At 37.6% G+C, this 22,616-nt stretch carries 16 protein-coding genes, 3 rRNA genes, 1 other RNA gene and 1 riboswitch; of the genes, 4 read left to right on the forward strand and 16 right to left on the reverse strand.

Annotated features, from left to right (window positions below):
* Positions 1–4: 4 nt before the first annotated feature.
* The 10 genes from KPF49_RS08145 to KPF49_RS07725 all read right to left on the reverse strand — a co-directional run bounded on the left by KPF49_RS08145 (position 5) and on the right by KPF49_RS07725 (position 11,918).
* Positions 5–1,552 (reverse strand): glycine betaine ABC transporter substrate-binding protein, encoded by a 1,548-nt coding sequence (locus tag KPF49_RS08145; RefSeq protein WP_183675338.1) that lies wholly within the window; start codon positions 1,550–1,552, stop codon positions 5–7.
* The gene (locus KPF49_RS07685; RefSeq protein ID WP_183675336.1) at positions 1,542–2,633 is read right to left on the reverse strand and encodes a betaine/proline/choline family ABC transporter ATP-binding protein; all 1,092 of its coding nucleotides are present in this window, start codon (positions 2,631–2,633) and stop codon (positions 1,542–1,544) included. Before KPF49_RS07685 ends, KPF49_RS08145 begins: the two co-directional genes overlap by 11 nt.
* A gap of 375 nt (positions 2,634–3,008) precedes the next feature.
* Positions 3,009–3,122: ribosomal RNA gene (rrf, locus tag KPF49_RS07690) — 5S ribosomal RNA — on the reverse strand.
* Between the two features lie 52 nt (positions 3,123–3,174).
* A 23S ribosomal RNA gene (locus KPF49_RS07695) occupies positions 3,175–6,044 on the reverse strand.
* Positions 6,045–6,233: 189 nt separating this feature from the next.
* Positions 6,234–7,790, reverse strand: a 16S ribosomal RNA gene (locus KPF49_RS07700).
* The 16S, 23S and 5S rRNA genes sit together here, the layout of an rRNA operon.
* A 354-nt stretch (positions 7,791–8,144) precedes the next feature.
* On the reverse strand, positions 8,145–8,741 hold the full coding sequence (gene recR, locus KPF49_RS07705; protein WP_183672835.1) for a recombination mediator RecR: 597 nt from the start codon (positions 8,739–8,741) through the stop codon (positions 8,145–8,147).
* A 1-nt stretch (position 8,742) separates the two neighbouring features.
* Complete coding sequence (locus KPF49_RS07710; protein ID WP_183672836.1) at positions 8,743–9,066, reverse strand: YbaB/EbfC family nucleoid-associated protein; 324 nt, start codon at positions 9,064–9,066, stop codon at positions 8,743–8,745.
* Between the two features lie 38 nt (positions 9,067–9,104).
* Positions 9,105–10,715 (reverse strand): DNA polymerase III subunit gamma/tau, encoded by a 1,611-nt coding sequence (gene dnaX / locus KPF49_RS07715; RefSeq protein ID WP_183672837.1) that lies wholly within the window; start codon positions 10,713–10,715, stop codon positions 9,105–9,107.
* Between the two features lie 119 nt (positions 10,716–10,834).
* Positions 10,835–11,100, reverse strand: an RNA gene (ffs, locus tag KPF49_RS07720) — signal recognition particle sRNA large type.
* Between the two features lie 53 nt (positions 11,101–11,153).
* A complete protein-coding gene (locus KPF49_RS07725) occupies positions 11,154–11,918 on the reverse strand; it encodes a hypothetical protein (RefSeq protein WP_183672838.1) in 765 nt (254 codons plus the stop codon).
* 154 nt (positions 11,919–12,072) lie between these two features.
* Between KPF49_RS07725 and KPF49_RS07730 the strand changes: the two genes are divergently transcribed.
* A complete protein-coding gene (locus KPF49_RS07730; protein ID WP_183672839.1) occupies positions 12,073–12,840 on the forward strand; it encodes a 2OG-Fe dioxygenase family protein in 768 nt (255 codons plus the stop codon).
* 109 nt (positions 12,841–12,949) lie between these two features.
* Positions 12,950–14,323 carry a sodium/glutamate symporter gene (locus KPF49_RS07735; protein ID WP_183672840.1) on the forward strand — a complete coding sequence of 458 codons (1,374 nt, stop codon included), beginning with the start codon at positions 12,950–12,952 and terminating at the stop codon, positions 14,321–14,323.
* A 114-nt stretch (positions 14,324–14,437) separates the two neighbouring features.
* Here the strand turns inward: KPF49_RS07735 and KPF49_RS07740 are convergent, their stop codons facing one another.
* From KPF49_RS07740 to KPF49_RS07760, 5 genes are all read right to left on the reverse strand, one after another.
* Positions 14,438–15,715: an MFS transporter gene (locus KPF49_RS07740; RefSeq protein WP_183672841.1), complete on the reverse strand. Its 1,278-nt coding sequence runs from the start codon at positions 15,713–15,715 to the stop codon at positions 14,438–14,440.
* Between the two features lie 477 nt (positions 15,716–16,192).
* A complete protein-coding gene (locus KPF49_RS07745) occupies positions 16,193–17,005 on the reverse strand; it encodes a MetQ/NlpA family ABC transporter substrate-binding protein (protein ID WP_183672842.1) in 813 nt (270 codons plus the stop codon).
* Positions 17,006–17,027: 22 nt separating this feature from the next.
* Positions 17,028–17,678 (reverse strand): methionine ABC transporter permease, encoded by a 651-nt coding sequence (locus tag KPF49_RS07750; RefSeq protein WP_183672843.1) that lies wholly within the window; start codon positions 17,676–17,678, stop codon positions 17,028–17,030.
* Entirely contained in the window at positions 17,662–18,696 is a 1,035-nt protein-coding gene (locus KPF49_RS07755) for a methionine ABC transporter ATP-binding protein (protein ID WP_183672844.1), read from the reverse strand. Before KPF49_RS07755 ends, KPF49_RS07750 begins: the two co-directional genes overlap by 17 nt.
* Positions 18,697–18,771: 75 nt before the next feature.
* Positions 18,772–18,874: riboswitch (SAM riboswitch) on the reverse strand.
* 173 nt (positions 18,875–19,047) lie between these two features.
* Positions 19,048–19,584 (reverse strand): DUF1307 domain-containing protein, encoded by a 537-nt coding sequence (locus KPF49_RS07760; RefSeq protein ID WP_183672845.1) that lies wholly within the window; start codon positions 19,582–19,584, stop codon positions 19,048–19,050.
* Positions 19,585–19,727: 143 nt separating this feature from the next.
* Here KPF49_RS07760 and KPF49_RS07765 point away from each other — a divergent pair, with 143 nt between their 5' ends.
* Positions 19,728–20,282: a hypothetical protein gene (locus KPF49_RS07765; RefSeq protein WP_219490117.1), complete on the forward strand. Its 555-nt coding sequence runs from the start codon at positions 19,728–19,730 to the stop codon at positions 20,280–20,282.
* A gap of 32 nt (positions 20,283–20,314) precedes the next feature.
* On the opposite strand, the gene KPF49_RS07770 is transcribed toward KPF49_RS07765, so the two are convergent.
* Positions 20,315–20,779, reverse strand: coding sequence for a TipC family immunity protein (locus KPF49_RS07770; protein ID WP_183672847.1), 465 nt, complete (start codon positions 20,777–20,779; stop codon positions 20,315–20,317).
* Positions 20,780–21,035: 256 nt separating this feature from the next.
* Here KPF49_RS07770 and KPF49_RS07775 point away from each other — a divergent pair, with 256 nt between their 5' ends.
* Positions 21,036–22,553, forward strand: coding sequence for an SLC13 family permease (locus tag KPF49_RS07775; RefSeq protein ID WP_183672848.1), 1,518 nt, complete (start codon positions 21,036–21,038; stop codon positions 22,551–22,553).
* Positions 22,554–22,616 lie beyond the last annotated feature (63 nt).

Genomic DNA, 22,616 nt, shown 5'->3' on the forward strand with positions numbered 1-22,616 from the left:
ACTCCTAATCAATTAGTTCTTCTTCTTTTAATAACTCCATCGCAACTTCTTTTTCAGTTTTACCGTCGATGTCGACACGTTTATTTAATTCACGCATTCTGTCGTCATCGATTTTACCTGCAAAGGAATTTAAAATATCTCTAAGCTCTGGATGTTTTTTAAGAAGTTCTTTATTTACAACAGGTGCAGCGTAATATGGTGGGAAAAGATTTTTATTATCTTCAATAATTTGTAAATTAAACTCCTCAATTCTTGCATCTGTTGCATATACGTCAGCAACGTCGATATTATTCGTACGAAGTGACTCATAAACGATCCCCGAATCTAGCGTCTCAACTTGTTTAAACTCTAAGCCATAAAGCTCTTCAAGACCAATAAATCCATCACTACGTTCTTGGAATTCTGCCGATCCACCAAATCTTAAGTCTGTAGAAATTTTACGTAAATCAGACAGTGTTTCAATACCGTTTTCTGCTACATCATCTTTACGCATTGCGACCGCATACGTGTTGTTAAAACCGATCGTATCGAGCCATTCAGAATTCATATCTTCTTCATAGCGCTGTTTTACGTGTTCATACACTTCTTCAGGCGTCTCGTATTCAAAGTCGTCTTCTTTTAAAATGTCAACGAGCGCTGTACCTGTATATTCAACATACATATCATATTGACCGTTGTTCATACCTTCAACAATATTTGATGTACCTGTAATATATGACTCTTTACGTACTTTTAAGTCTGTATTTCTTTCTACTAACTCTTTATATGCATACACCAAAATTTCTTGTTCTGTATCTGCCTTACCTGTAATAACGATATCGTCTGAACTAAATAATGGCTTAAGCGCTCCGAAAAACATGATGAATAAAAGAAATAACACGACGATACCAAATATTACTTTACTAATGATATCACCTTTCTTTTTCCCTGGTGTCGCGTGACTCTCTACAAATTTAAGCAGCATGTCAAAGAGTAATGCAATAATCGCTGCTGGAATCGCACCTGCTAAAATAAGTCCTGTATTATTTGTTGAAAGTCCTCTAAATATAAAATCTCCAAGACCGCCAGCACCGATTAAACCTGCAACAGTCGCAACACCTACAACAAGAACTGTTGCTGTTCGAATACCACCCATAATCACACGTGCAGCTAACGGGATTTCAACGATGAATAACTGCTGTAAATTCGTCATCCCCATACCGACACCAGCACGAATTGTCGATTGGTTAACATTTTCGATACCAACGTACGTATTTCTAAGTATCGGTAATAATCCATAAATTGTCAGTGCAATAATTGCTGGCCACTTACCTGTTCCGAGAATTGGTACCATAAATACGAGTAGCGCTAAACTTGGAATTGTTTGGAATATAGATGCGATTCCAATAATTGGTCCGGCTATTTTAGGTGTACGTGTCAGTAAAATACCTAAAGGTACTGAAATAAGAATCGCTATAAATAACGATATCATTGAGATTTCAATATGTTGTTGGACTAAATCTAAAAGCTCTGACGAACGCGTAGTGATAATATTATAAAATTCATTCCACATACGCTTCACCACGCTTACTGTCAGTACTTAACATACTAAATAATTTTTGAATATCCAGAACACCAGTATAATTATTAGCTTCATCTACAACAATATGTAGCTTCTCTTTATTCGCACTGATTGTATTCATTGCCGTATTGAAATCTGTATTTTCTTTTAAAGCAACGACATCTTCCAATTCGAAATCATCTTCTAATAACCGGAAAAGATCATATGCATAATAATTATTTTCAATTTTGACTGGAATTTTACTTATACGTTGTTGTTTCATGATTGAAATTAATTCATCTTTAGATTCATCTAAAACTTTTGGATAACTTTTATTTGTAAAATCTTTTACTTTAAAATGCTCCATTATATACTTTCTTTGACGTTCTTCACCAATAAAATTTTGAACAAATATACTATTCGGATTAAAAATTAACTCTTCCGGTGTACCGATTTGCTCGATTTTACCATCTTTCATGACAGCAATTCGGTCTGCAATTTTTAATGCCTCATCCATATCGTGAGTAACAAATACAATTGTTTTCTTAATTGTCTCTTGTAAATAGATAAATTCATCCTGTAATTCACTTCTTGTCACAGGATCTAATGCAGAGAACGCTTCATCCATTAATATAATGTTTGGATCAGAATATAACGCACGAATAACACCAATACGTTGCTGCTGACCGCCAGATAACTCCTCGGGATACCGGTCTTTAAAGCTGTCATCCATATTGACTAGTCTTAGTAACTCCTCAATACGACCCTCATCTTTCTTTCCACCTTTTAAACGATTCACAAGACTAATATTATCGCTAATTGTCATATGAGGCATCAACCCGATATCTTGAATAACATAACCGATCGAACGTCTCAGTTCGACTTTATTGATGTCTTTGATATTTTTATCATCTATATATATGTCGCCTTCAGTCATATCTGTCAGGCGATTGATCATTTCCATCGTTGTTGTCTTCCCACTTCCAGATGGACCGATGATGACAAATAACTCATTCGATTCTATATCAAAACTTATATGATCAACGGCTAAAAAATCACCGTATGCCTTTGTTACATTTCTAAAGGAAATCATGGTAACCTCCTGAGTCTCAATTTGATAAAGATATACCGTTAATTATAGATATTCTATAATGCAAATTCAAAATAAGGAGTTAGCAGTGATAAAAAACGAAGGGATAGATTAATTGTCAATTTAATAAAAGAGCAATAAATGCAAAAAGGTTTTATGTAAAAAAGAAATTTATATTTTAATAAAAAATCGTTTTGCGTAAAAAGAGAAATTAATACGTTAACACAAATAGAGTAATTGTTAATATAATCAAAACTTATTTAACGCAAACCGATTTTGTGTTAAATAACTAAAAGACGAACATAGTCGTCTATTATATAACTTATCATTTATAAAAAGATACAAAAAAAAGGAGACCCTATTGGGTCTCCATTGAGTGCCTAGCGACGTCCTACTCTAGCACGGGCAAACCGAACTACCATCGGCGCTGGAGAGCTTAACTACTGTGTTCGGCATGGGAACAGGTGTGGCCTCTCCGCTATCGTCACTAGACAATACACTCAAAACCAAATAGAAGCAATTCGTAGATACACGCTTTATCATATTGAATAAGTCATCGATGAATTAGTATTTGTCCGCTGAGTATGTCACCATACTTACACGCCAAACCTATCAACCAGATCGTCTCTCTGGCATCTGTAGGGAAATCTCATCTTGAGGGGGGCTTCATACTTAGATGCTTTCAGTATTTATCCCGTCCATACGTAGCTACCCAGCTATGCCGTTGGCACGACAACTGGTACACCAGTGGTATGTCCATCCCGGTCCTCTCGTACTAAGGACAGCGCCTCTCAAATTTCCTACGCCCACGACGGATAGGGACCGAACTGTCTCACGACGTTCTGAACCCAGCTCGCGTACCGCTTTAATGGGCGAACAGCCCAACCCTTGGAACCGACTACAGCTCCAGGATGCGATGAGCCGACATCGAGGTGCCAAACCTCCCCGTCGATGTGAACTCTTGGGGGAGATAAGCCTGTTATCCCCGGGGTAGCTTTTATCCGTTGAGCGATGGCCCTTCCATGCGGAACCACCGGATCACTAAGTCCGTCTTTCGACCCTGCTCGACTTGTTGGTCTCACAGTCAAGCTCCCTTATACCTTTACACTCTTTGAATGATTTCCAACCATTCTGAGGGAACCTTTGAGCGCCTCCGTTACACTTTAGGAGGCGACCGCCCCAGTCAAACTGTCCACCTGACACTGTCTCCGTACCGGATCACGGTACCGGGTTAGAACCGCAAGTACACCAGGGTGGTATCCCACCAGCGTCTCCACATACACTGACGTGCATGCTTCTTCGACTCCCACCTATCCTGTACAGGTGTACTCGAGATTCAATATCAAGCTACAGTAAAGCTCCACGGGGTCTTTCCGTCCTGTCGCGGGTATCCAGCATCTTCACTGGAACTATGATTTCACCGAGCCTCTCGTTGAGACAGTGCCCAAATCGTTGCGCCTTTCGTGCGGGTCAGAACTTACCTGACAAGGAATTTCGCTACCTTAGGACCGTTATAGTTACGGCCGCCGTTTACTGGGGCTTCGATTTGTACCTTCGCTTACGCTAAGTACGCCTCTTAACCTTCCAGCACCGGGCAGGCGTCAGCCCCTATACGTCACCTTTCGGTTTGGCAGAGACCTATGTTTTTGATAAACAGTCGCTTGGGCCTATTCACTGCGGCTCATTTTCATGAGCACCCCTTCTCCCGAAGTTACGGGGTCATTTTGCCGAGTTCCTTAACGAGAGTTCGCTCGCTCACCTTAGAATTCTCTTCCCAACTACCTGTGTCGGTTTGCGGTACGGGCAGTCTAACACTCGCTAGCGGGTTTTCTTGGCAGTGTGAATATCGATCTTCGGGTCATTTCCCTCCGCATCATGACTCACCTTACACTCATGCCGGATTTGCCTGGTATGACAGCTTGTCACTTGCACGCACGTCCATTTGTGCGATTCGATTCTCCTCCTGCGTCACCACTTCACTCATACGTGTTACACCGGTACAGGAATTTCTACCTGTTGTCCATCGCCTACGCTATTTGCCTCGGCTTAGGTCCCGACTTACCCAGAGCGGACGAGCCTTCCTCTGGAAACCTTAGTCATTCGGTGGACGGGATTCTCACCCGTCTTGCGCTACTCACACCGGCATTCTCACTTCTATACGCTCCACTTTCCCTCTCGGTTTGGCTTCAATGCATATAGAACGCTCTCCTACCATCCTTACGGATCCACAGTTTCGGTAATATGTTTAGCCCCGGTACATTTTCGGCGCAGCGTCACTCGACTAGTGAGCTATTACGCACTCTTTAAATGATGGCTGCTTCTAAGCCAACATCCTAGTTGTCTGTGCAACGCCACATCCTTTTCCACTTAACATATATTTGGGGACCTTAACTGGTGGTCTGGGCTGTTTCCCTTTCGACAATGGACCTTATCACCCACTGTCTGACTCCCATACATCTCATCGATGGCATTCGGAGTTTGTCTGAACTCGGTAACCCGGGATGGGCCCCTTATCCAAACAGTGCTCTACCTCCACGATGATAATATGAGGCTATACCTAAATATATTTCGGAGAGAACCAGCTATCTCCAGGTTCGATTGGAATTTCACCCCTACCCACAACTCATCCGGTCATTTTTTAACATAAGTCGGTTCGGTCCTCCATCCAGTGTTACCTGGACTTCAACCTGGTCATGGGTAGATCACCTGGTTTCGGGTCTACACACACATACTATTCGCCCATTTCAGACTCGCTTTCGCTACGGCTCCACATTCCCTGCTTAACCTTGCATGTATGCGTAACTCGCCGGTTCATTATACAAAAGGCACGCCATCACCCACTTAGGGCTCTGACTACTTGTAAGCACACGGTTTCAGGTTCTCTTTCACTCCCCTTCCGGGGTGCTTTTCACCTTTCCCTCACGGTACTGGTTCACTATCGGTCACCAAGGAGTATTTAGCCTTAGGAGATGGTCCTCCCAGATTCCGACGGAATTCCTCGTGTTCCGCCGTACTCAGGATACTTCTAGTGCACTTCAATTTGTCGTGTACGGGACTGTTACCCCCTATGGTTAATCTTTCCATATTATTCCACTAAATCGTCGTGTCACACGTTGAAGTCCTACAACCCCAGTCTATACTGGTTTGGGCTCTTCCCACTTCGCTCGCCGCTACTACGGGAATCGTGTTTACTTTCTCTTCCTCTGGGTACTAAGATGTTTCAGTTCCCCAGGTCTACCTCTCATATACTAATCAGTTCATATATGAGTGACATTATTAAATGCCGGGTTCCCCCATTCGGATATCTTCGGATCACAGCTTACTTACAGCTCCCCAAAGCATTTCGGTGTTTGTTCCGTCCTTCGTCGGCTCTTGGTGCCAAGGCATCCACCGTGCGCCCTTCACTACTTAATCGTAATGAATTTGTGAGAGAGTATCTCTACTCTATCGCGCGTGTATTTTGAACTTGTCGTTCTCGGTTTCTACGCTTGAAATCATATTTTTATATATAATCTTTGCTTCTATTTGGTTTTCAATGTACTGATGAGTGATAACACTCAAAACTGAATACAATATGTCAACTTTCCGTTCCATTATCCTTAGAAAGGAGGTGATCCAGCCGCACCTTCCGATACGGCTACCTTGTTACGACTTCACCCCAATCATCGGTCCCACCTTCGACGGCTCCCTCCAAATGGTTAGGCCACCGGCTTCAGGTGTTACCAACTTTCGTGGTGTGACGGGCGGTGTGTACAAGACCCGGGAACGTATTCACCGTGGCATTCTGATCCACGATTACTAGCGATTCCAGCTTCATGGAGTCGAGTTGCAGACTCCAATCCGAACTGAGAACAGTTTTATGGGATTCGCTTGACTTCACAGTTTCGCTGCCCTTTGTTCCTGCCCATTGTAGCACGTGTGTCGCCCAAATCATAAGGGGCATGATGATTTGACGTCATCCCCACCTTCCTCCGGTTTGTCACCGGCAGTCACTCTAGAGTGCCCAACTTAATGATGGCAACTAAAGTTAAGGGTTGCGCTCGTTGCGGGACTTAACCCAACATCTCACGACACGAGCTGACGACAACCATGCACCACCTGTCTCTCTGTCCCAAAGGGAAAATCATGTCTCCATGACGGTCAGAGGATGTCAAGATTTGGTAAGGTTCTTCGCGTTGCTTCGAATTAAACCACATGCTCCACCGCTTGTGCGGGTCCCCGTCAATTCCTTTGAGTTTCAGCCTTGCGGCCGTACTCCCCAGGCGGAGTGCTTAATGCGTTTGCTGCAGCACTAAGGGGCGGAAACCCCCTAACACTTAGCACTCATCGTTTACGGCGTGGACTACCAGGGTATCTAATCCTGTTTGATCCCCACGCTTTCGCACATCAGCGTCAGTTGCAGACCAGAGAGCCGCCTTCGCCACTGGTGTTCCTCCATATCTCTGCGCATTTCACCGCTACACATGGAATTCCACTCTCCTCTCCTGCACTCAAGCGAAACAGTTTCCAATGACCTTCCCCGGTTGAGCCGGGGGCTTTCACATCAGACTAATCTCGCCGCCTACGCGCGCTTTACGCCCAATAATTCCGGATAACGCTTGCCACCTACGTATTACCGCGGCTGCTGGCACGTAGTTAGCCGTGGCTTTCTGGTTAAGTACCGTCACACAGTAAGCAGTTACTCTTACTGTCGTTCTTCCTTAACAACAGTGCTTTACGATCCGAAGACCTTCTTCGCACACGCGGCGTTGCTCCGTCAGGCTTTCGCCCATTGCGGAAGATTCCCTACTGCTGCCTCCCGTAGGAGTCTGGACCGTGTCTCAGTTCCAGTGTGGCCGATCACCCTCTCAGGTCGGCTACGCATCGTCGCCTTGGTAAGCCGTTACCTTACCAACCAGCTAATGCGCCGCAGGCCCATCCTTAAGTGATAGAAATCCACCTTTCAACTTCTATACCGTTGTATAAAAGTATTATCCGGTATTAGCCACGGTTTCCCGCGGTTATCCCAGTCTTAAGGGTAGGTTGCCCACGTGTTACTCACCCGTCCGCCGCTCGATGATTACGGTGTCCCGAAGGACGGTGTAATCAGTCGCGCTCGACTTGCATGTATTAGGCACGCCGCCAGCGTTCATCCTGAGCCAGGATCAAACTCTCCATAATTAAGAGTTCTCTAGCTCTTTATCGCGTTTTATACTAGTCGCTCTAGTTGTATTACTTCTTCATTTAAAAGTAACCTATTTATCGGAATTAACGTTGACATATTGTCATTCAGTTTTCAATGTTCTTTCGCCCTTCCTCTGAAGCGCATTTTCTACTATAGCACGTTGCGGAAATTAATGCAACCATAAAGTTTAACTTTTTAAAACTTTATTTTCTTATGTGCTTTTTTGTGTGAGGTGTCTCTCGCTCACAAGTAAATACTATACACGCCTTTGAATTTAAATGCAAGGGGTTTTTATTAAAAAGTTTAAATTTATTTAAAAAAGCTGTGTAGACCTTGGTCTACACAAGCTTTTACAACTCAGTTCTATATTCTATAGCTTTCGATAAAGTCACTTCGTCTGCGTATTCTAAGTCTCCCCCGATAGATAAGCCTTGAGCGAGGCGCGTTGTTTTAATACCAATCGGTTTAACAAGACGTGTGATATACATCGCGGTCGTTTCACCTTCGATGTTTGGATTCGTTGCAAGTATTAACTCTTTAACTTCCTCATCTTTTAATCGTTCAATAAGACTTGGAACATTTATATCTTCTGGGCCGATACCATCCATTGGTGAAATTGCCCCGTGAAGTACATGATACAGTCCATTATATTCACGCATTTTCTCCATAGCAATTACATCTTTTGTGTCTTGAACGACACAAATCATCGAACGGTCTCTTTGTTTATCTGAACAGATGTAGCATGGATCTACATCAGTAATATGACCACAAACTGAACAGTATTCTAATTCACGTTGTACATCCATTAAACTTTTTGAGAAGTCAACAACATCTTCTTCTTTCATATTTAATACGTAAAACGCGAGACGCTGTGCTGTTTTCGGACCGATACCTGGCAACTTCATAAAACTATCGATAAGTTTTGATATTGGCTCAGGATAATACATGTTACATCAGTCCAGGAATATTTAGACCTTTAGTGTGTTGGCCAAGTTTTTCTGAAACTAACTCATCTGCTTTACTTAAAGCATCGTTAGTTGCTGCAGTAATTAAATCTTGAAGCATTTCAATATCCTCAGGATCTACAACTTCTTCATTAATTTCTACATCTAATATTTCTTTATGACCTGACACAGTAACTTTCACCATGCCACCGCCAGCAGTTCCCTCTATTTGTTCTTCTTTGAGTTTTTGCTGCTCTTCTTCCATTTTCTTTTGCATTTTCTGCATTTGTTTCATCATGTTTTGCATGTTACCCATTCCACCACGCATGTAAATTACCTCCAAATAATTTCTTTACTTCATATATTTTAGTCTGACTCGTCTTTTATTTCAATTATACTGCTATCAAATAATTCTTTTGCTTTCTCTGAGGACTTTACCTCTTCTACTTTTTCTTGTTGGGAATTTTTAAGTGAATCGACGTATTGCTGACGTACTTGTTGCCAACTATCTTCTGGTACACCGACAACTTTCACTTTTTTACCAATCACAGAATGTATTAACTTTTCAAGTTCTTCAGTTTTACTATTATCTTGATTGATAAGTTCAGAGTGTACATCTTTTTCAAAACCAATTAACACTTTCGTTTCACTCGCTGCGATTGGTTTTGACCCTTGAAGCAACGCTCGAAGTGAGCTTTTACCTTGTGCTTCTACTTTTTGACAAATGTTTGGCCATTCTGCGACGAGTTTATTTATATCTTCATGATTCGCTTTGTCGAGTACTTCTTTAATTTTTTCAAGTGAATATGGCTTCTTACGATGAATCTTTTTCTCTGGCTGTTTTTCTCTAACGACACCATTTTGAATTTTATCTTGTAGTTTTCTAATTTCAATTTTTAATGACTCAATCTCTTCATTAGATGAATTGACCGTTTTTTCTTTTAATGCCTCTATCATTTTAACAATGACGATTTCTAAATGAACAGAAACGTTTATGCTAAAACGCATCATGACCATCGCATCGTTTAAAATATCAATCATCCTATATAATGTAGAATCTTCTATATTATATAGTGCATATTTTTCTTCTTTATATAGAATCGTATCTCTTAAATAGTAAACTAATTCGTGAATTAAACGAACTGGATCTTTTCCTTCATCTATAAACTGATGGTATTTTATAAATGCTTCTCTTGTTTCTAAATTCGCAATTAATGCCATAAAGTCATTTAATTCTTCGAATTTAATACCACCTGTAATCATAACCGCATCATCTAACGTAACTATCTCACCGCTATATGCAACAACCTGATCTAGTATAGATAAAGAGTCGCGCATCCCACCTTCAGCAGCACGTGCGATATATTCTAGCGCTTCAATTTCATATTCGATGTTTTCCGCTTCAGCAACATATTTTAAACGCTCGACGATATCTTCTTTTTCAATTGCTTTAAAATCAAAACGCTGTGTTCTTGAAATGATTGTTGCTGGAATTTTATGTGGTTCGGTCGTTGCTAATATAAAAATCGCATGACTCGGCGGCTCTTCTAACGTTTTTAGTAATGCGTTAAACGCACCTGTCGTTAACATATGCACCTCATCTATAATATAGACTTTAAACTTTGCCTCATTTGGTGCGTATTTTACTTTTTCACGAATGTTACGAATTTCATCAACACCGTTATTTGAAGCTGCGTCTATTTCGATGACGTCATTTGAACTACCGTTTGTAATACTTTTACAAATTGGGCACTCATTATCCGGTTCACCATCTTCATTATTCGGACAATTTACAGCTTTTGCAAAAATTTTAGCAATCGATGTTTTACCTGTCCCACGTGGCCCACTAAAAAGATAGGCGTGAGACTCTTTTCCACGTATGATTGCATTTTTTAACGTCTGAGTAATATGCTTTTGGCCAACAACATCCTTAAAACTTTGCGGCCGAAACGCACGATACAGTGCTTGATATTCCAAAGTTCGCACCTACTTTTTAGTTTATTCTTTATGATTATATCATAGTGATGTCACTCTGATTATATTAAAAAAAGCAGAACTCAAGGTAATCCCTCAGTTCTGCTTTCTTCTTAAAAAAGCCGTGCACCACTTTGTCGAACATCAAACACAAGCGTTACTCACGCATTCGACTCAACCTCGGCTACCCTACGGCACATAGAATGGGTCACTTAATGCTGCTTCCTTCCGGACCTGACATGGTTCATGACGTTCTATTGCATAGGACCGAGATCTCAACATCGACGTACGTGAGGCAGACCTCACATTTGATTCCTCGAAAGTGGAGTTCAGTCTTGCTAGAGCGGATTGCAAGTACAGGGCACCGCTAATTCCCCACTTAGCACGGTAGAATTAATATTAACAAAAAAATCTTTCATTGACAACAAAAACACGATTTATTTACTTTCTATTACGTAAAATAAGTGCGATTACACCGATAATCGTTAATATAATAACACCGACAACAGAAAATATTAATGCTTTAGATGTTTCCTTTACTTCCGGGTCTTCTTTTTGAATTGTTTCTTCTTCATCTTCACTTTCATCATCTGAAATTTTAATATCGACATTAATTTTATCTTTGTCTGTAATTTCTACGTCGACCGTTTTATTGACACTTTTACCGTCCGCTTCAACAACTTTAATTGTATGTTTACCTGGCTGTAGTTCTTCAATTTTAAACTCACCTGGCTGTTTTGTTTCAAACGTTTTGTCACCAACTTCTAATTTGGCAGGCACTTTTTTATCATTTACAAATACAGTACCGCTAATTGAGTAGCTATCTTGCTTTACTTTTGTAACGATAGATGACGACTCTTCTTCAGCTGGTTCTTCAACCTGAGGTGCTTCTTCGATTGGTGGCTCGTAGTTCTCTTCGACTGGCGGTTCATAATTCTCCTCGACTGGTGGCTCTTCATAATTTCCTTCTTCATTAACACCGTCTTCACTTTGCTCCGGGTTATAGGTATCATTTTGGTTAAAATCATTTTGATTATCTTGACCCTGTTCGTTATTTGGGTCTACTTGGTTGTTCGGATCACCTGGGTTGTTTAAGTTACCATCATTATTATCGAAATTATTATCATAATTTCCATCAGTTTCATCTGCATAGGCAGGTGACGCAACAAGTAACCCACCGAGAAGTATCATAATTGTTCGCTTCATATTTACTCTCCTTGAATACATTAAAACTTAAGATTCTTTACATTAAAATCATTATAACACGGAATTATCAGTATCTATACGTTATGTCTACACTTGAATGTCTATTTTATTTTCCTTAAACTTAATATGAATAAATAACAAAGGAAGAATTAATATGAGCGAATTAAAAACACAAGGGTATAAGCGTTATGATTATATGAAAGACTTATATTATGAAGGAATTGAAAAAGACTACGAAGAACTCCGTGATTATTTCCGTAACGATTTGCCTGAAGATGAATACGCAAAAGGTTTAAACCGTTTTAGACGCTATTCTCGCGCACTCGTTTTACCAACGAGTAGACAGATTGAATGGTTGCCAAACATTAAAAAGGACGACAAAGAGTATGCAGCGTATTTCCAGGGAAAATTCAACCCTGAACACCCAGGAGATTACCGCGAATTTGCTGCGATTGACGAGCCTATTTTAAACAATAAACTACTTCGAAAAATTATTATGGCAGATTATGACGAAACATTTTGGAATGAAGAAGATTTAATTATGCCAATTCACGTTGGTGTTCACTTTGTAAAACTACGCGTAGAACATGAAAACGATATCGCCGTGTCATCGCCAAACTCTTTACATCAAGACGGCGAGCCATTTACATTTGCACATCTTATTGAGAGAAGAAATGTCGAAGGTGGTACAAACGCAATTGGTATCCCAGAAGTTCGCCATCAATTACCTGAAGACACTAAAGACGGTGAGTTGCATGAAGTGTTTGAAATTACAAAACCATTAGAATCATACGGAGTCGCTGATCACATGGTCAGTCATTACGTTAGCCCAATCACACGTGGCGAAAAAGATGAAGAAGGACTACGTTCTATATTATTAATCGACTATCAGTTAACAGTCGTTGCTGAAATGGATGAATAAAATAAATAAACCGGCTGAGACTAATTCTCAACCGGTTTTAATTTTACATTCTATTAAATCGTTTTCATGATATAATAGCTAAGATTAAATTGTTAAAGGAGAGCTGTGTATGACGATTCAAGATTTTGTAATCGACTTTGCATTTGCTTCCATTCTTATTTTGATTGGACAGCTTCTTAGATCTAATTTAAAAATTTTCCAGAAATTCTTCATTCCTGCAAGTGTACTTGCTGGATTTTTAGGTCTCATATTTGGTCCAAATGGACTCGGATGGATCCCTTTTTCTGAAGCTATGGGAGGATATGCCGGACTTTTAATCATCCTTGTATTCGTTGTTGTTGGAGTCAATGGCTTTGAATTTAAAAAAAGTACTGGCGGAGATTCCCAAGTAAAAAGAATTATCGGATATCAAATTTTTAAAATTATCGTCTGGGCGCTACAGATTTTCGTTCCTTTAATTTTTACAATCTTTGTACTTAAGAAAATTTGGCCAGGCTTAAATGACGGTTTTGGAATGCTACTTCATTCTGGTTTCTACGGTGGACACGGTACTGCAGCTGCAGTCGGTTCAACGTTTGCAGACCTCGGATTTGAAGATGCACAAGATATCGCAATTACATTTGCAACGTTCGGTATTCTTACTGGAATTTTCGGCGGGATTATTTTAATCAACATTGCAGCACGTAAAGGTCAAACCGCTTATATGAAAGACTTTAAGTTTATCGATGGAGATATGAAAACAGGACTTGTTTCTTTTGAGAATAGAAAACCTTTTGGACAACAAACAATCTCGTCTGTTTCTCTAGATACATTAAGTTATCATGGTGCATTTATTATAGCGTTAACAGGGATGACGATACTCTTAAACAGATGGCTTGCAGAACATGTATTAGCAGGTATCCCAGACTTCACGTTAGGATTTATTGTAGCACTCATATTCTTCTTAATATTTAGAAATACACCAGTCTATGATTATCTCGACAAAGATGTGAATACTAGAATTTCTGGTTCAGCAACAGATTACCTCGTTGTATTTGGTATTGCAGCCGTTAAACTAGACGTTGTAATGTCTTATGCTGGCCCAATTATTTTATCATTATTAGTTGGATGGTTACTCGTATTCATTATTGTTTGGCCATTTGGTAAAGCGTACAACAAAAATGACTGGTTCGAACGTTCAATTTTCGTTTACGGATACTTAACAGGAGTCTTCGCGATTGGATTTGTCTTATATAGAATCGTAGACCCTGATAACGTTTCTGAAACAATTGAAGATACCGCAATGACCCCTGCAACAAATATCGCAGAAATCGTCATATGGTCACTCTACCCTGCGCTTCTCATTAGCGGACAATGGTTAATTGCTGCAGCAATTCCATTCGTAATTATCATTGCGAGTATTATCGCAACAAAAGTTACAGGAACATGGGTATTTAACGTACCAGATAGCGAACGAAACATACTAAAAAATCAAATGAAATAACAAAAACCCACGTTTTAAAACGTGGGTTTACTATTACCAACCAATATCCTCAAGTGGAATGAACTACTCACCTAAAATCCAACATTATATTTTTCAATAAATTAAGCTAAGTTTCTACTTTTCTTTTTGTATCTCTAACTGATAATCATCGTTCGCTTCATTAATAATATTAGTTTTAAGTAAAAAAATAGTTACAATTAATGTTAAAAAACCAGCAAATATATTGACTACAAAATATAACTCCAAGTCATAGAGCAAACCAAATATGAAAAAGCCTATTGGCATTGTCATCATAGAGAAAACAGAAATTAAAGAAAATACTCTCCCTTTCATAGAATCATCAATAGTTGTTTGATAGTAACTCATGATAGGTGTATTAACAAATTGAACAGTTAAAGTAATTAATATAAATAATAATGAAATCAAAATAGTATTTCCTATATCACTTAACTCTAAATATATTGGTAAAGGTAACAGAGCAATAATAATCGCAAATAACATGCTAAATATTTTAGCGATCGACAAAGGCTTTTCAAAAACTTTCACCGTACTAATAATCATGCCACCTAAAATAGTACCTACAGATAATGCCGCATAACAAAATCCTACTAAAGTTGAATTAAGTTCTAAAATATTGATGAGCATCTTAGCAGGCAATATACTAATTGTTGTCGTAACAAAGTTTATAAAGAATAAATAGATTATAATCATTTTAAGGATGCTACTCTCTTTAATATATTGAATTCCACCCGAAACATCTTTGAAGAATTGTTTTATACTCGAAATTTCTTCGTTTTTTTCCTCAATCTGATTCTGTTGTTTAAATTTTAAATTAAAGTCAAAACTTAATGCGATGATATTAAATACAATAAAAATCATAATCATTATTTCAAATGAAAAAATTCCAATTAAAGCACCTGCTATAATGGGTCCTAAAAGTGATGCAGATTCTGTTAGTATAGACGAGTATCCATATACTTTTTGAACTTTATCAACATTAAATAATGCAGTAATCGCTGACTGAAAAGCATTCCCAACAAAAGATCCTGTAATCGTCATTAGTGCCGTAGTAATATACAAAGCGATTAAATTAAATCCAAAATAATATGTATAGACTAATAATCCTATTAATATAAGAGGATCAAGTGCTTCACCCAGGATAATTATACTTTTCTTGTTTCTAGAATCTGATATCACACCTGCTACTGGTAAGAATAATAGTGATATAAGAGTAAAAATTATTAAGTTAATAGACGAATATATAGCGGAACCAGTGTAATACATAATGTAAAACGATACTGCAAATGTATAAGTGTTACTACCAAAAGCGAGAAATGCGCGACTGAGTAAATATAAAATTAAGTTTTTATTCCAAAAACCTTCTTTAGTCATTATTTCCCTCCTTATTATCAAAATAACTATCAATAAATACATAGTAATTACGGTCATTATTATTAAATCTATTCATTAATCCAATTAAACCAGAACTCCTAAACACGCCTTACTTTTTCATAATTATATCTGTAATTACCTACTCTTTTCTTTCATTTATTCTAAATAATACACAATATAGAAATCGTTTTCAAATATATTCTCAGAATATTTTAATTTTTAAAATATCTCGATTTTTTTTAAAATCACCTTATCTATTAGCTTATTCATCATTCATATAGTTATTATTTATAGTGAGGTGTTTAAAAATATAAAAAAATTAGAATTAGCAATGAATCTATCGATTATTATAAAAATATAGAATTTAGCTCAAATTAAAAGTATGTCTCCTGAATTCTTCAAGAGACATACCTTAAAATCAGCATAATACCAATTAGTACAACTTGGGTAACATATCATTATAAACGTGGGTTTACTTTACCAACCGATATCTTCAAGTGGAATGAACGTTGGAATTAACGCACCATCATATGTTTCTAAAATAAGATCTTTCGTATCATCTTCTTGGTAAAGTTCAGCAATTTTATTTAAAGTTTCGTTGTCTTTATCTTCTGCGCGTACTGCGATGATATTAACATATGGTGTTGCTGTGTCATCTTCTAAGAAAATCGAATCATTTTGAATATCAAGTCCAGCGTCACGAGCGATTCCGTTATTAATTGCGCCTGCTGTTACGTCATCTAAAGTTCTCGGAATTTGTGCTGGTGCAACTTCTTTAAATTGAATATTTTTCTTATTCTCAACAACTGCGTCCTCAATTGAGTCTAAACCGTTATAGTTATCAACTAATTTAATGACACCCGCTTCTTCTAAGAGCATTAACGCACGTCCTTGGTTTGAAACGTCGTTTGGTAATGCAACTGTGTCTCCTTCTTCTAACTCACTTAAATCATTAATTTTATTAGAGTAAATCCCCATTGGTGCTAAGTTAGTCGTTGCAATCGGTACTAAATCTAAATCTCTTTCTTTAATAAATTCATCGAAGTATGCAACGGTTTGGAATGAGTTCGCATCAATATCTCCATCGGCAAGTGCAGTATTTGGTTGAACGTAGTCGTTAAATGATACAATTTCAATATCTATACCTTCTTTTTTCGCTTTTTCAGCGACATGATCCCAAACAGTCGTATCTGTACCACTGACTCCGATTTTTACTTTCTCGTTACTGCCACATGCGCTAAGAACAACTAAAGATATAAGTGCTAAAAGTAATACACGTAATTTATTCATAATAAAAATTTCTCCTTTAATTTTACTTTCTTCTGACTATTTTTGATAATCCGTTTCCGAGTGATTGTAATCCTTGAACTAAAATAACAAGGATGATTACTGTCACTAACATCGTCGCTCCATCAAATCGTTGATAACCGTATGTAATTGCTAAGTCACCAATACCGCCACCGCCAACTGTTCCAGCCATTGCTGACGCTCCGACTAGACCGATTGTTGCAATTGTAAAGTTTAAGATTAATGACCCGAGTGCTTCAGGAATAACAAATCTAAAAATCGTCTGTAGAGGTGTCGCCCCCATTGCGTCCGCTGCTTCAAGTACCCCGTCATCAACTTCAAGTAACGAAGACTCAACGAGCCTTGCAATATATGGTCCTGCGTATACGACCATCGGTACAATCGCAGCTGCTGTTCCGATTGAACTTCCGACAACAAATCTCGTAAACGGAATAATCGCAACGAGTAAGATAATAAATGGAATGGATCTTAAAATGTTAATGACGAAACTTAGAATTGTAAATGTAATTTTTTCTTCTAAGATTCCACCACTTCTTGTGACATATAGTAATACTCCAAGTGGTATTCCGAGTAAAATACTAAATACAAAAGATACTGTCACCATTTGAAGTGTCTCGACGAGTGCGCTTAAAATTTTATCAGTACTCACTAACATTTCTTGTCACCTCACTATATAAGACCTCTTGCTCTGTTAAAAATTCTTTAACTTTTTCAATCTCATTATCCTCACCAATAAATTCGACGATTAAATTTCCAAATGGTGTACTTTGAAGCTCTGTAATATTTCCAAATAATACACTCGCTTCAACATCAAATCTCTTAGATAGTTGACTAAGCACTGGTTGTCCTGCACTATCTGCAATGAAATTCAGTCGATAGATGTGACGTCTTTGATCATCACTCAATAATCTAAGGACGAAGTCCGGAACTTCACTATGCATCACTGTATTAACAAACTTAATTCCTGTTTTCGTGCTTGGATTAGAGAATATATCAAAGACGCTACCAGACTCTATAACTTCTCCATTTTCCATAATTGCAACTTTGTCACAAATCTCTCTTACAACACTCATCTCATGGGTAATAAGTAAAATCGTAATGTTATATTCTTCGTTTACTCTTTTTAGCAATCTTAAAATTGACGCTGTTGTTTCAGGGTCTAGAGCACTTGTTGCTTCATCACAAAGTAAAATTTTCGGTTGTGTTGCGAGTGCTCTCGCGATTCCGATACGCTGCTTTTGCCCGCCAGATAACTCATCTGGATAGTTTTGAGCTTTATCTTTTAAACCGACAAAATCGAGCAACTCGTTCACTCGGCGCTCTATTTCTTCTTTTGGAGTACCAGATAAAATCAGTGGCATCGCTACATTTTTAAATACTGTTTTTGAGTTAAGTAAATTAAAATGTTGAAATATCATGCCGATATCCTTTTTAATTTCACGAATTTCTTTACTATTCGCTTGACTTAAATGCTTACCATCGACAATTACTTCACCACTTGTCGGTACGGTTAAATGGTTAATTGTACGAATTAACGTACTTTTTCCAGCACCACTAAATCCAACAATGCCGTATATTTCTCCTTTTTCTATATTTAGTGAAACATCTTTAAGTGCATTAGTTTTTACACCTTTACGATCAAATGTCTTTGAGACATTTTCAATTTGAATCACGAAATTCACCTTCCACCAACATATTTCAAAATAAAAAACCCTATTTTTATATAGATAAAAATAGGGTTTACGCTATTCTTATCTACTAGCTATAAGCTACTGGAATTGGCACAACACATAAAAAATGCTCGCTGCCGAGGCTTCAAAGGGCCAGTCCCTCCACCTCTCTGGATAAGATAAATTAAATTGTTGGATATAACTTTAATTCAATTAATTATGAATGTCAACAAGTTTTCTGAAAATTTTATATATTTATTCAATTATCTCGAATTCTGCACCAATCTCAAATTTAACGTTCTTACCGACCATAACACCACCAGTTTTTAATGATACTAATCTTTTTCAATACTCTTATTTTTTCTTAAATCCAGCTTCTTCTAAGTCTTTAACAGTTAAATCGTAACTCACTTTTGTAAACCGACCTTCTTCATTGTCATCAGCAGGGCGTGCGAGTTCATTCAGTCTTTCTTGACTGAGTTTTGTATACTCTACGTCTAGAGTTTCAACAAAGTGATCTTCTTTAAAATCAACATCATAGTTTAAACCTTTTTCATCTTCAAATTGATCTAACGCACCGATTTCTTCAAACATCTCTTTTGCTTCTTCTTTATCTTCAGCTTCAATCTCATCATATTTTGCAGTGGTTGTTGTTACTTGTCGAATTAATTCTTCCCCATCATGTGTCAAGTCAACATTTACGACCACACCATCTTCTTTCTTTTCATATGTGACAGTTTCTGTTTTTTCATCATCTTTAGGTTGTTCGTCTTTTTCTTTATTTTCAACTGGTTGTTCTAAATTTTTCTCATCATTATTATCATCTTTGCCACATGCAGCAAGTGTCACTACAACTGTTAAAGATACAAACGTTAAAATTATCTTTTTCATATTCACTCCACCTTTAATTCGTTCGTGACATAAGTTTAAATCTATTTAAACAGTAGTGCAAATAAGTTTACAATAAGGTTTAAATGTTTCTTTTTCTAGAATTATGTGTAGAATATGAATACTACTTTCAAGAAGGTGACACAATGTTTTTAGGTAAACTCGCGATGCCACACACAACTAGTGGTTGGATATTCATAATATTATTGTTCGTCGGAGTGATTGTCATTTCAATGCGGTTTGATAACCGTTTTAAGCGAAACCAAAACGATACAAATACTGCACAACTCGAAAAAGAAAGTCTAACGACTCATAACGATAACCAAGTAGTCTATAAAAAAGTCAATGACATTAATAATACATCATCTATCGTAAAAATCGTTTACGAAAATGATCATCCAATTTCAATTGAAAAAACAGAGATATTTACAACAAAAGAGGGAAATATCGAAGAGTCTGAGCTAAGAAAAAGAAAGCAAAAACTTCAAAAAGAAGTGCTTGATGGCGTAATGAGTTTTGACACCGTTGAATACGTCGACTCAAGCTATCATCGTGATGGTGAGCACTTAATTGGTAAAGCATATATGAAACAAGCATTAAATAACGATACGAATAGCGAAACACTCATCGGTTTGACACTGCCATTTACTAAACATCAAATTGAAAAGAAAATGATAAGAGATGGGTATAAGAAATATTAAAACGAACGATTCAAAGAATCGTTCGTTTTTCACTACTCTTTTACAATCTCCACATCGCCTAAATTATCCATGCTGAATCGACTCGAACGTGTTTCGAACCAGTCTTCTAGAAATTCTTTGTTAAAAACTTCTTTTAAATCCGCTTCTTTTGTAGAATCTCCACTAAATGATTCGTATAGTTTTTTATCATCCGCTTTATACTTCACTTTGTATGTACTACCATTATCAGTAATCTCAACAATGAATCCACCACCAACGTCTTCAAAGTGATATTCAACGGACACCTTTTCAACATTTTCGATCTCTTTATATTTTGTCTCAATCTCATCTTCTTCTTTGTCAAAAAGCGTTGAAGACGATGAATATTTTGTTTTAGATATTGAGTAAATTTCTTCAAATACATTTTCGTATTTTTCATGATTCGCGATTTTAAACGCTGCAAAAACTATAAATATAACAAATAATACAATGAGCACTATAAAGACAGGACGCTTCATGACTAGATCTCCATTTCATATATATTCATTTACATTGTGCAATTTTTAACGAATTTTGTCTACCTTCTTAAAAAATGTGCTTGTTTTCACATAATATGGCTAAAAACCTTGATTTAGTATGAACTATATAGGAAAATATATATGTAAACAATGACTCTAAATTTTATAACAATTTTGTCAAACGTTCTCTTTTATAAAGAAACGTTCATGATTTAAAATAAAATTAAGAAGAAAATTTAAGAAAGGAATGGTTTTTATGAGTCGTAAAGACGATACAAAACCAAAAAAGAAACTACTGAATAATGTCACATGGACTATTATTGCATTTATAGTTCTTATTGGAATTTTACTTATTCCAACACCAGACAACTTACCAGTAGTTGCACATATGGCACTTGCGATTTTAGCATTTGCAATTATTATGTGGGTAACTGAAGCCGTGTCGTATCCGACATCTTCTGTAATGATTTTAGCACTTATTATATTACTTATTGGATTTAGTCCAACTGGAGAGCTCGGTCAATATTTAACTAAAGGGGATTTATCTGGCGCTGACCCTGTTGGTACTAAAAATGCACTAGGACTCGCATTTAGTGGGTATTCTTCACCTGCACTTGTGCTAGTTGCTGCGGCACTATTTTTAGCAGCTGCGATGCAATCAACGAATTTACACAAACGTCTTGCACTTTTCATATTATCACTCGTTGGTAATAAAACTTCTCGAATTGTAATCGGAAGTATTGTCGTTTCAATTATTCTAGCATTCTTCGTTCCATCAGCAACTGCACGTGCAGGCGCTGTTATTCCAATTTTAATTGGTATGATTACAGCATTTAATATTTCTAAAGATAGTAAACTTGCTGCTCTTTTAGTTATGACTGCAGTACAAGCTGTTTCAATTTGGAACATCGGTATTAAAACAGCTGCGGCACAAAACTTAGTGGCAATTAACTTCATCGGTGATACGATGGGCGTTGACATTTCATGGGGTGAATGGTTCTTATACGCAGCTCCATGGTCAATCATTATGTCAATCATTCTTTACTTTATCATGATGAAAGTCATGAAACCTGAGTACGATGAAGTACCTGGTGGTTCTGAAATGATTAAATCTCAACTCGACGACATGGGTAAAATTACTGGTCCTGAATGGCGTTTAATTATTATCTCTGTACTATTACTTGTCGGTTGGGCAACTGAAAAAGTATTACACCCAATTGACTCATCATCACTCACGTTAGTTGCGATCGCAGTGATGTTAATGCCTAAAATTGGTGTAATTAAATGGGAAGACGCTGTGAAGTACATCCCTTGGGGTACGGTCATCGTATTCGGTGCAGGTATTTCACTTGGTAGTTTACTTCTAAATACAGGTGGTGCTCAGTGGTTAAGTGATAAAACATTCGGATCACTTGGTTTAGATTCTATGCCGATACTTGCAACAATTATTATTGTTTCTATATTTAACGTACTCATCCACTTAGGATTTGCGAGTGCAACAAGTTTAGCTTCGGCATTAATCCCTGTATTTATATCACTTACAGCAACATTAAACTTAGGTGATCAAGCAATTGGTTTCGTATTAATTCAACAGTTCGTTATTAGCTTTGGATTCTTATTACCAATCAGCTCACCACAAGGTATGCTCGCTTACGGTACTGAGACATTTACAGTTAAACAGTACTTTAAAGCCGGTGTACCACTAACAATTGCTGGTTTACTCTTAATCTTCCTATTCAGTGCAACATACTGGAAATGGATTGGATTGCTATAATCGAATAAAAAAATATAGCCCTATGACTTTTTTGAGGCTGAATTAAAGCATGCTTCCTAAGTG

It is taken from the genome of Nosocomiicoccus ampullae, assembly GCF_019357495.1.
In the GTDB taxonomy this organism is placed as follows: domain Bacteria; phylum Bacillota; class Bacilli; order Staphylococcales; family Salinicoccaceae; genus Nosocomiicoccus; species Nosocomiicoccus ampullae.

Coding starts and splice junctions, on each gene's coding strand:
- KPF49_RS08145 (WP_183675338.1), bottom strand. CDS start 1,552: ATGTGGAATGAATTTTATAATATTATCACTACGCGTTCGTCAGAGCTT.
- KPF49_RS07685 (WP_183675336.1), bottom strand. CDS start 2,633: ATGATTTCCTTTAGAAATGTAACAAAGGCATACGGTGATTTTTTAGCC.
- recR (WP_183672835.1), bottom strand. CDS start 8,741: ATGTATTATCCTGAGCCAATATCAAAACTTATCGATAGTTTTATGAAG.
- KPF49_RS07710 (WP_183672836.1), bottom strand. CDS start 9,066: ATGCGTGGTGGAATGGGTAACATGCAAAACATGATGAAACAAATGCAG.
- KPF49_RS07725 (WP_183672838.1), bottom strand. CDS start 11,918: ATGAAGCGAACAATTATGATACTTCTCGGTGGGTTACTTGTTGCGTCA.
- KPF49_RS07730 (WP_183672839.1), top strand. CDS start 12,073: ATGAGCGAATTAAAAACACAAGGGTATAAGCGTTATGATTATATGAAA.
- KPF49_RS07735 (WP_183672840.1), top strand. CDS start 12,950: ATGACGATTCAAGATTTTGTAATCGACTTTGCATTTGCTTCCATTCTT.
- KPF49_RS07740 (WP_183672841.1), bottom strand. CDS start 15,715: ATGACTAAAGAAGGTTTTTGGAATAAAAACTTAATTTTATATTTACTC.
- KPF49_RS07745 (WP_183672842.1), bottom strand. CDS start 17,005: ATGAATAAATTACGTGTATTACTTTTAGCACTTATATCTTTAGTTGTT.
- KPF49_RS07750 (WP_183672843.1), bottom strand. CDS start 17,678: ATGTTAGTGAGTACTGATAAAATTTTAAGCGCACTCGTCGAGACACTT.
- KPF49_RS07760 (WP_183672845.1), bottom strand. CDS start 19,584: ATGAAAAAGATAATTTTAACGTTTGTATCTTTAACAGTTGTAGTGACA.
- KPF49_RS07765 (WP_219490117.1), top strand. CDS start 19,728: ATGTTTTTAGGTAAACTCGCGATGCCACACACAACTAGTGGTTGGATA.
- KPF49_RS07770 (WP_183672847.1), bottom strand. CDS start 20,779: ATGAAGCGTCCTGTCTTTATAGTGCTCATTGTATTATTTGTTATATTT.
- KPF49_RS07775 (WP_183672848.1), top strand. CDS start 21,036: ATGAGTCGTAAAGACGATACAAAACCAAAAAAGAAACTACTGAATAAT.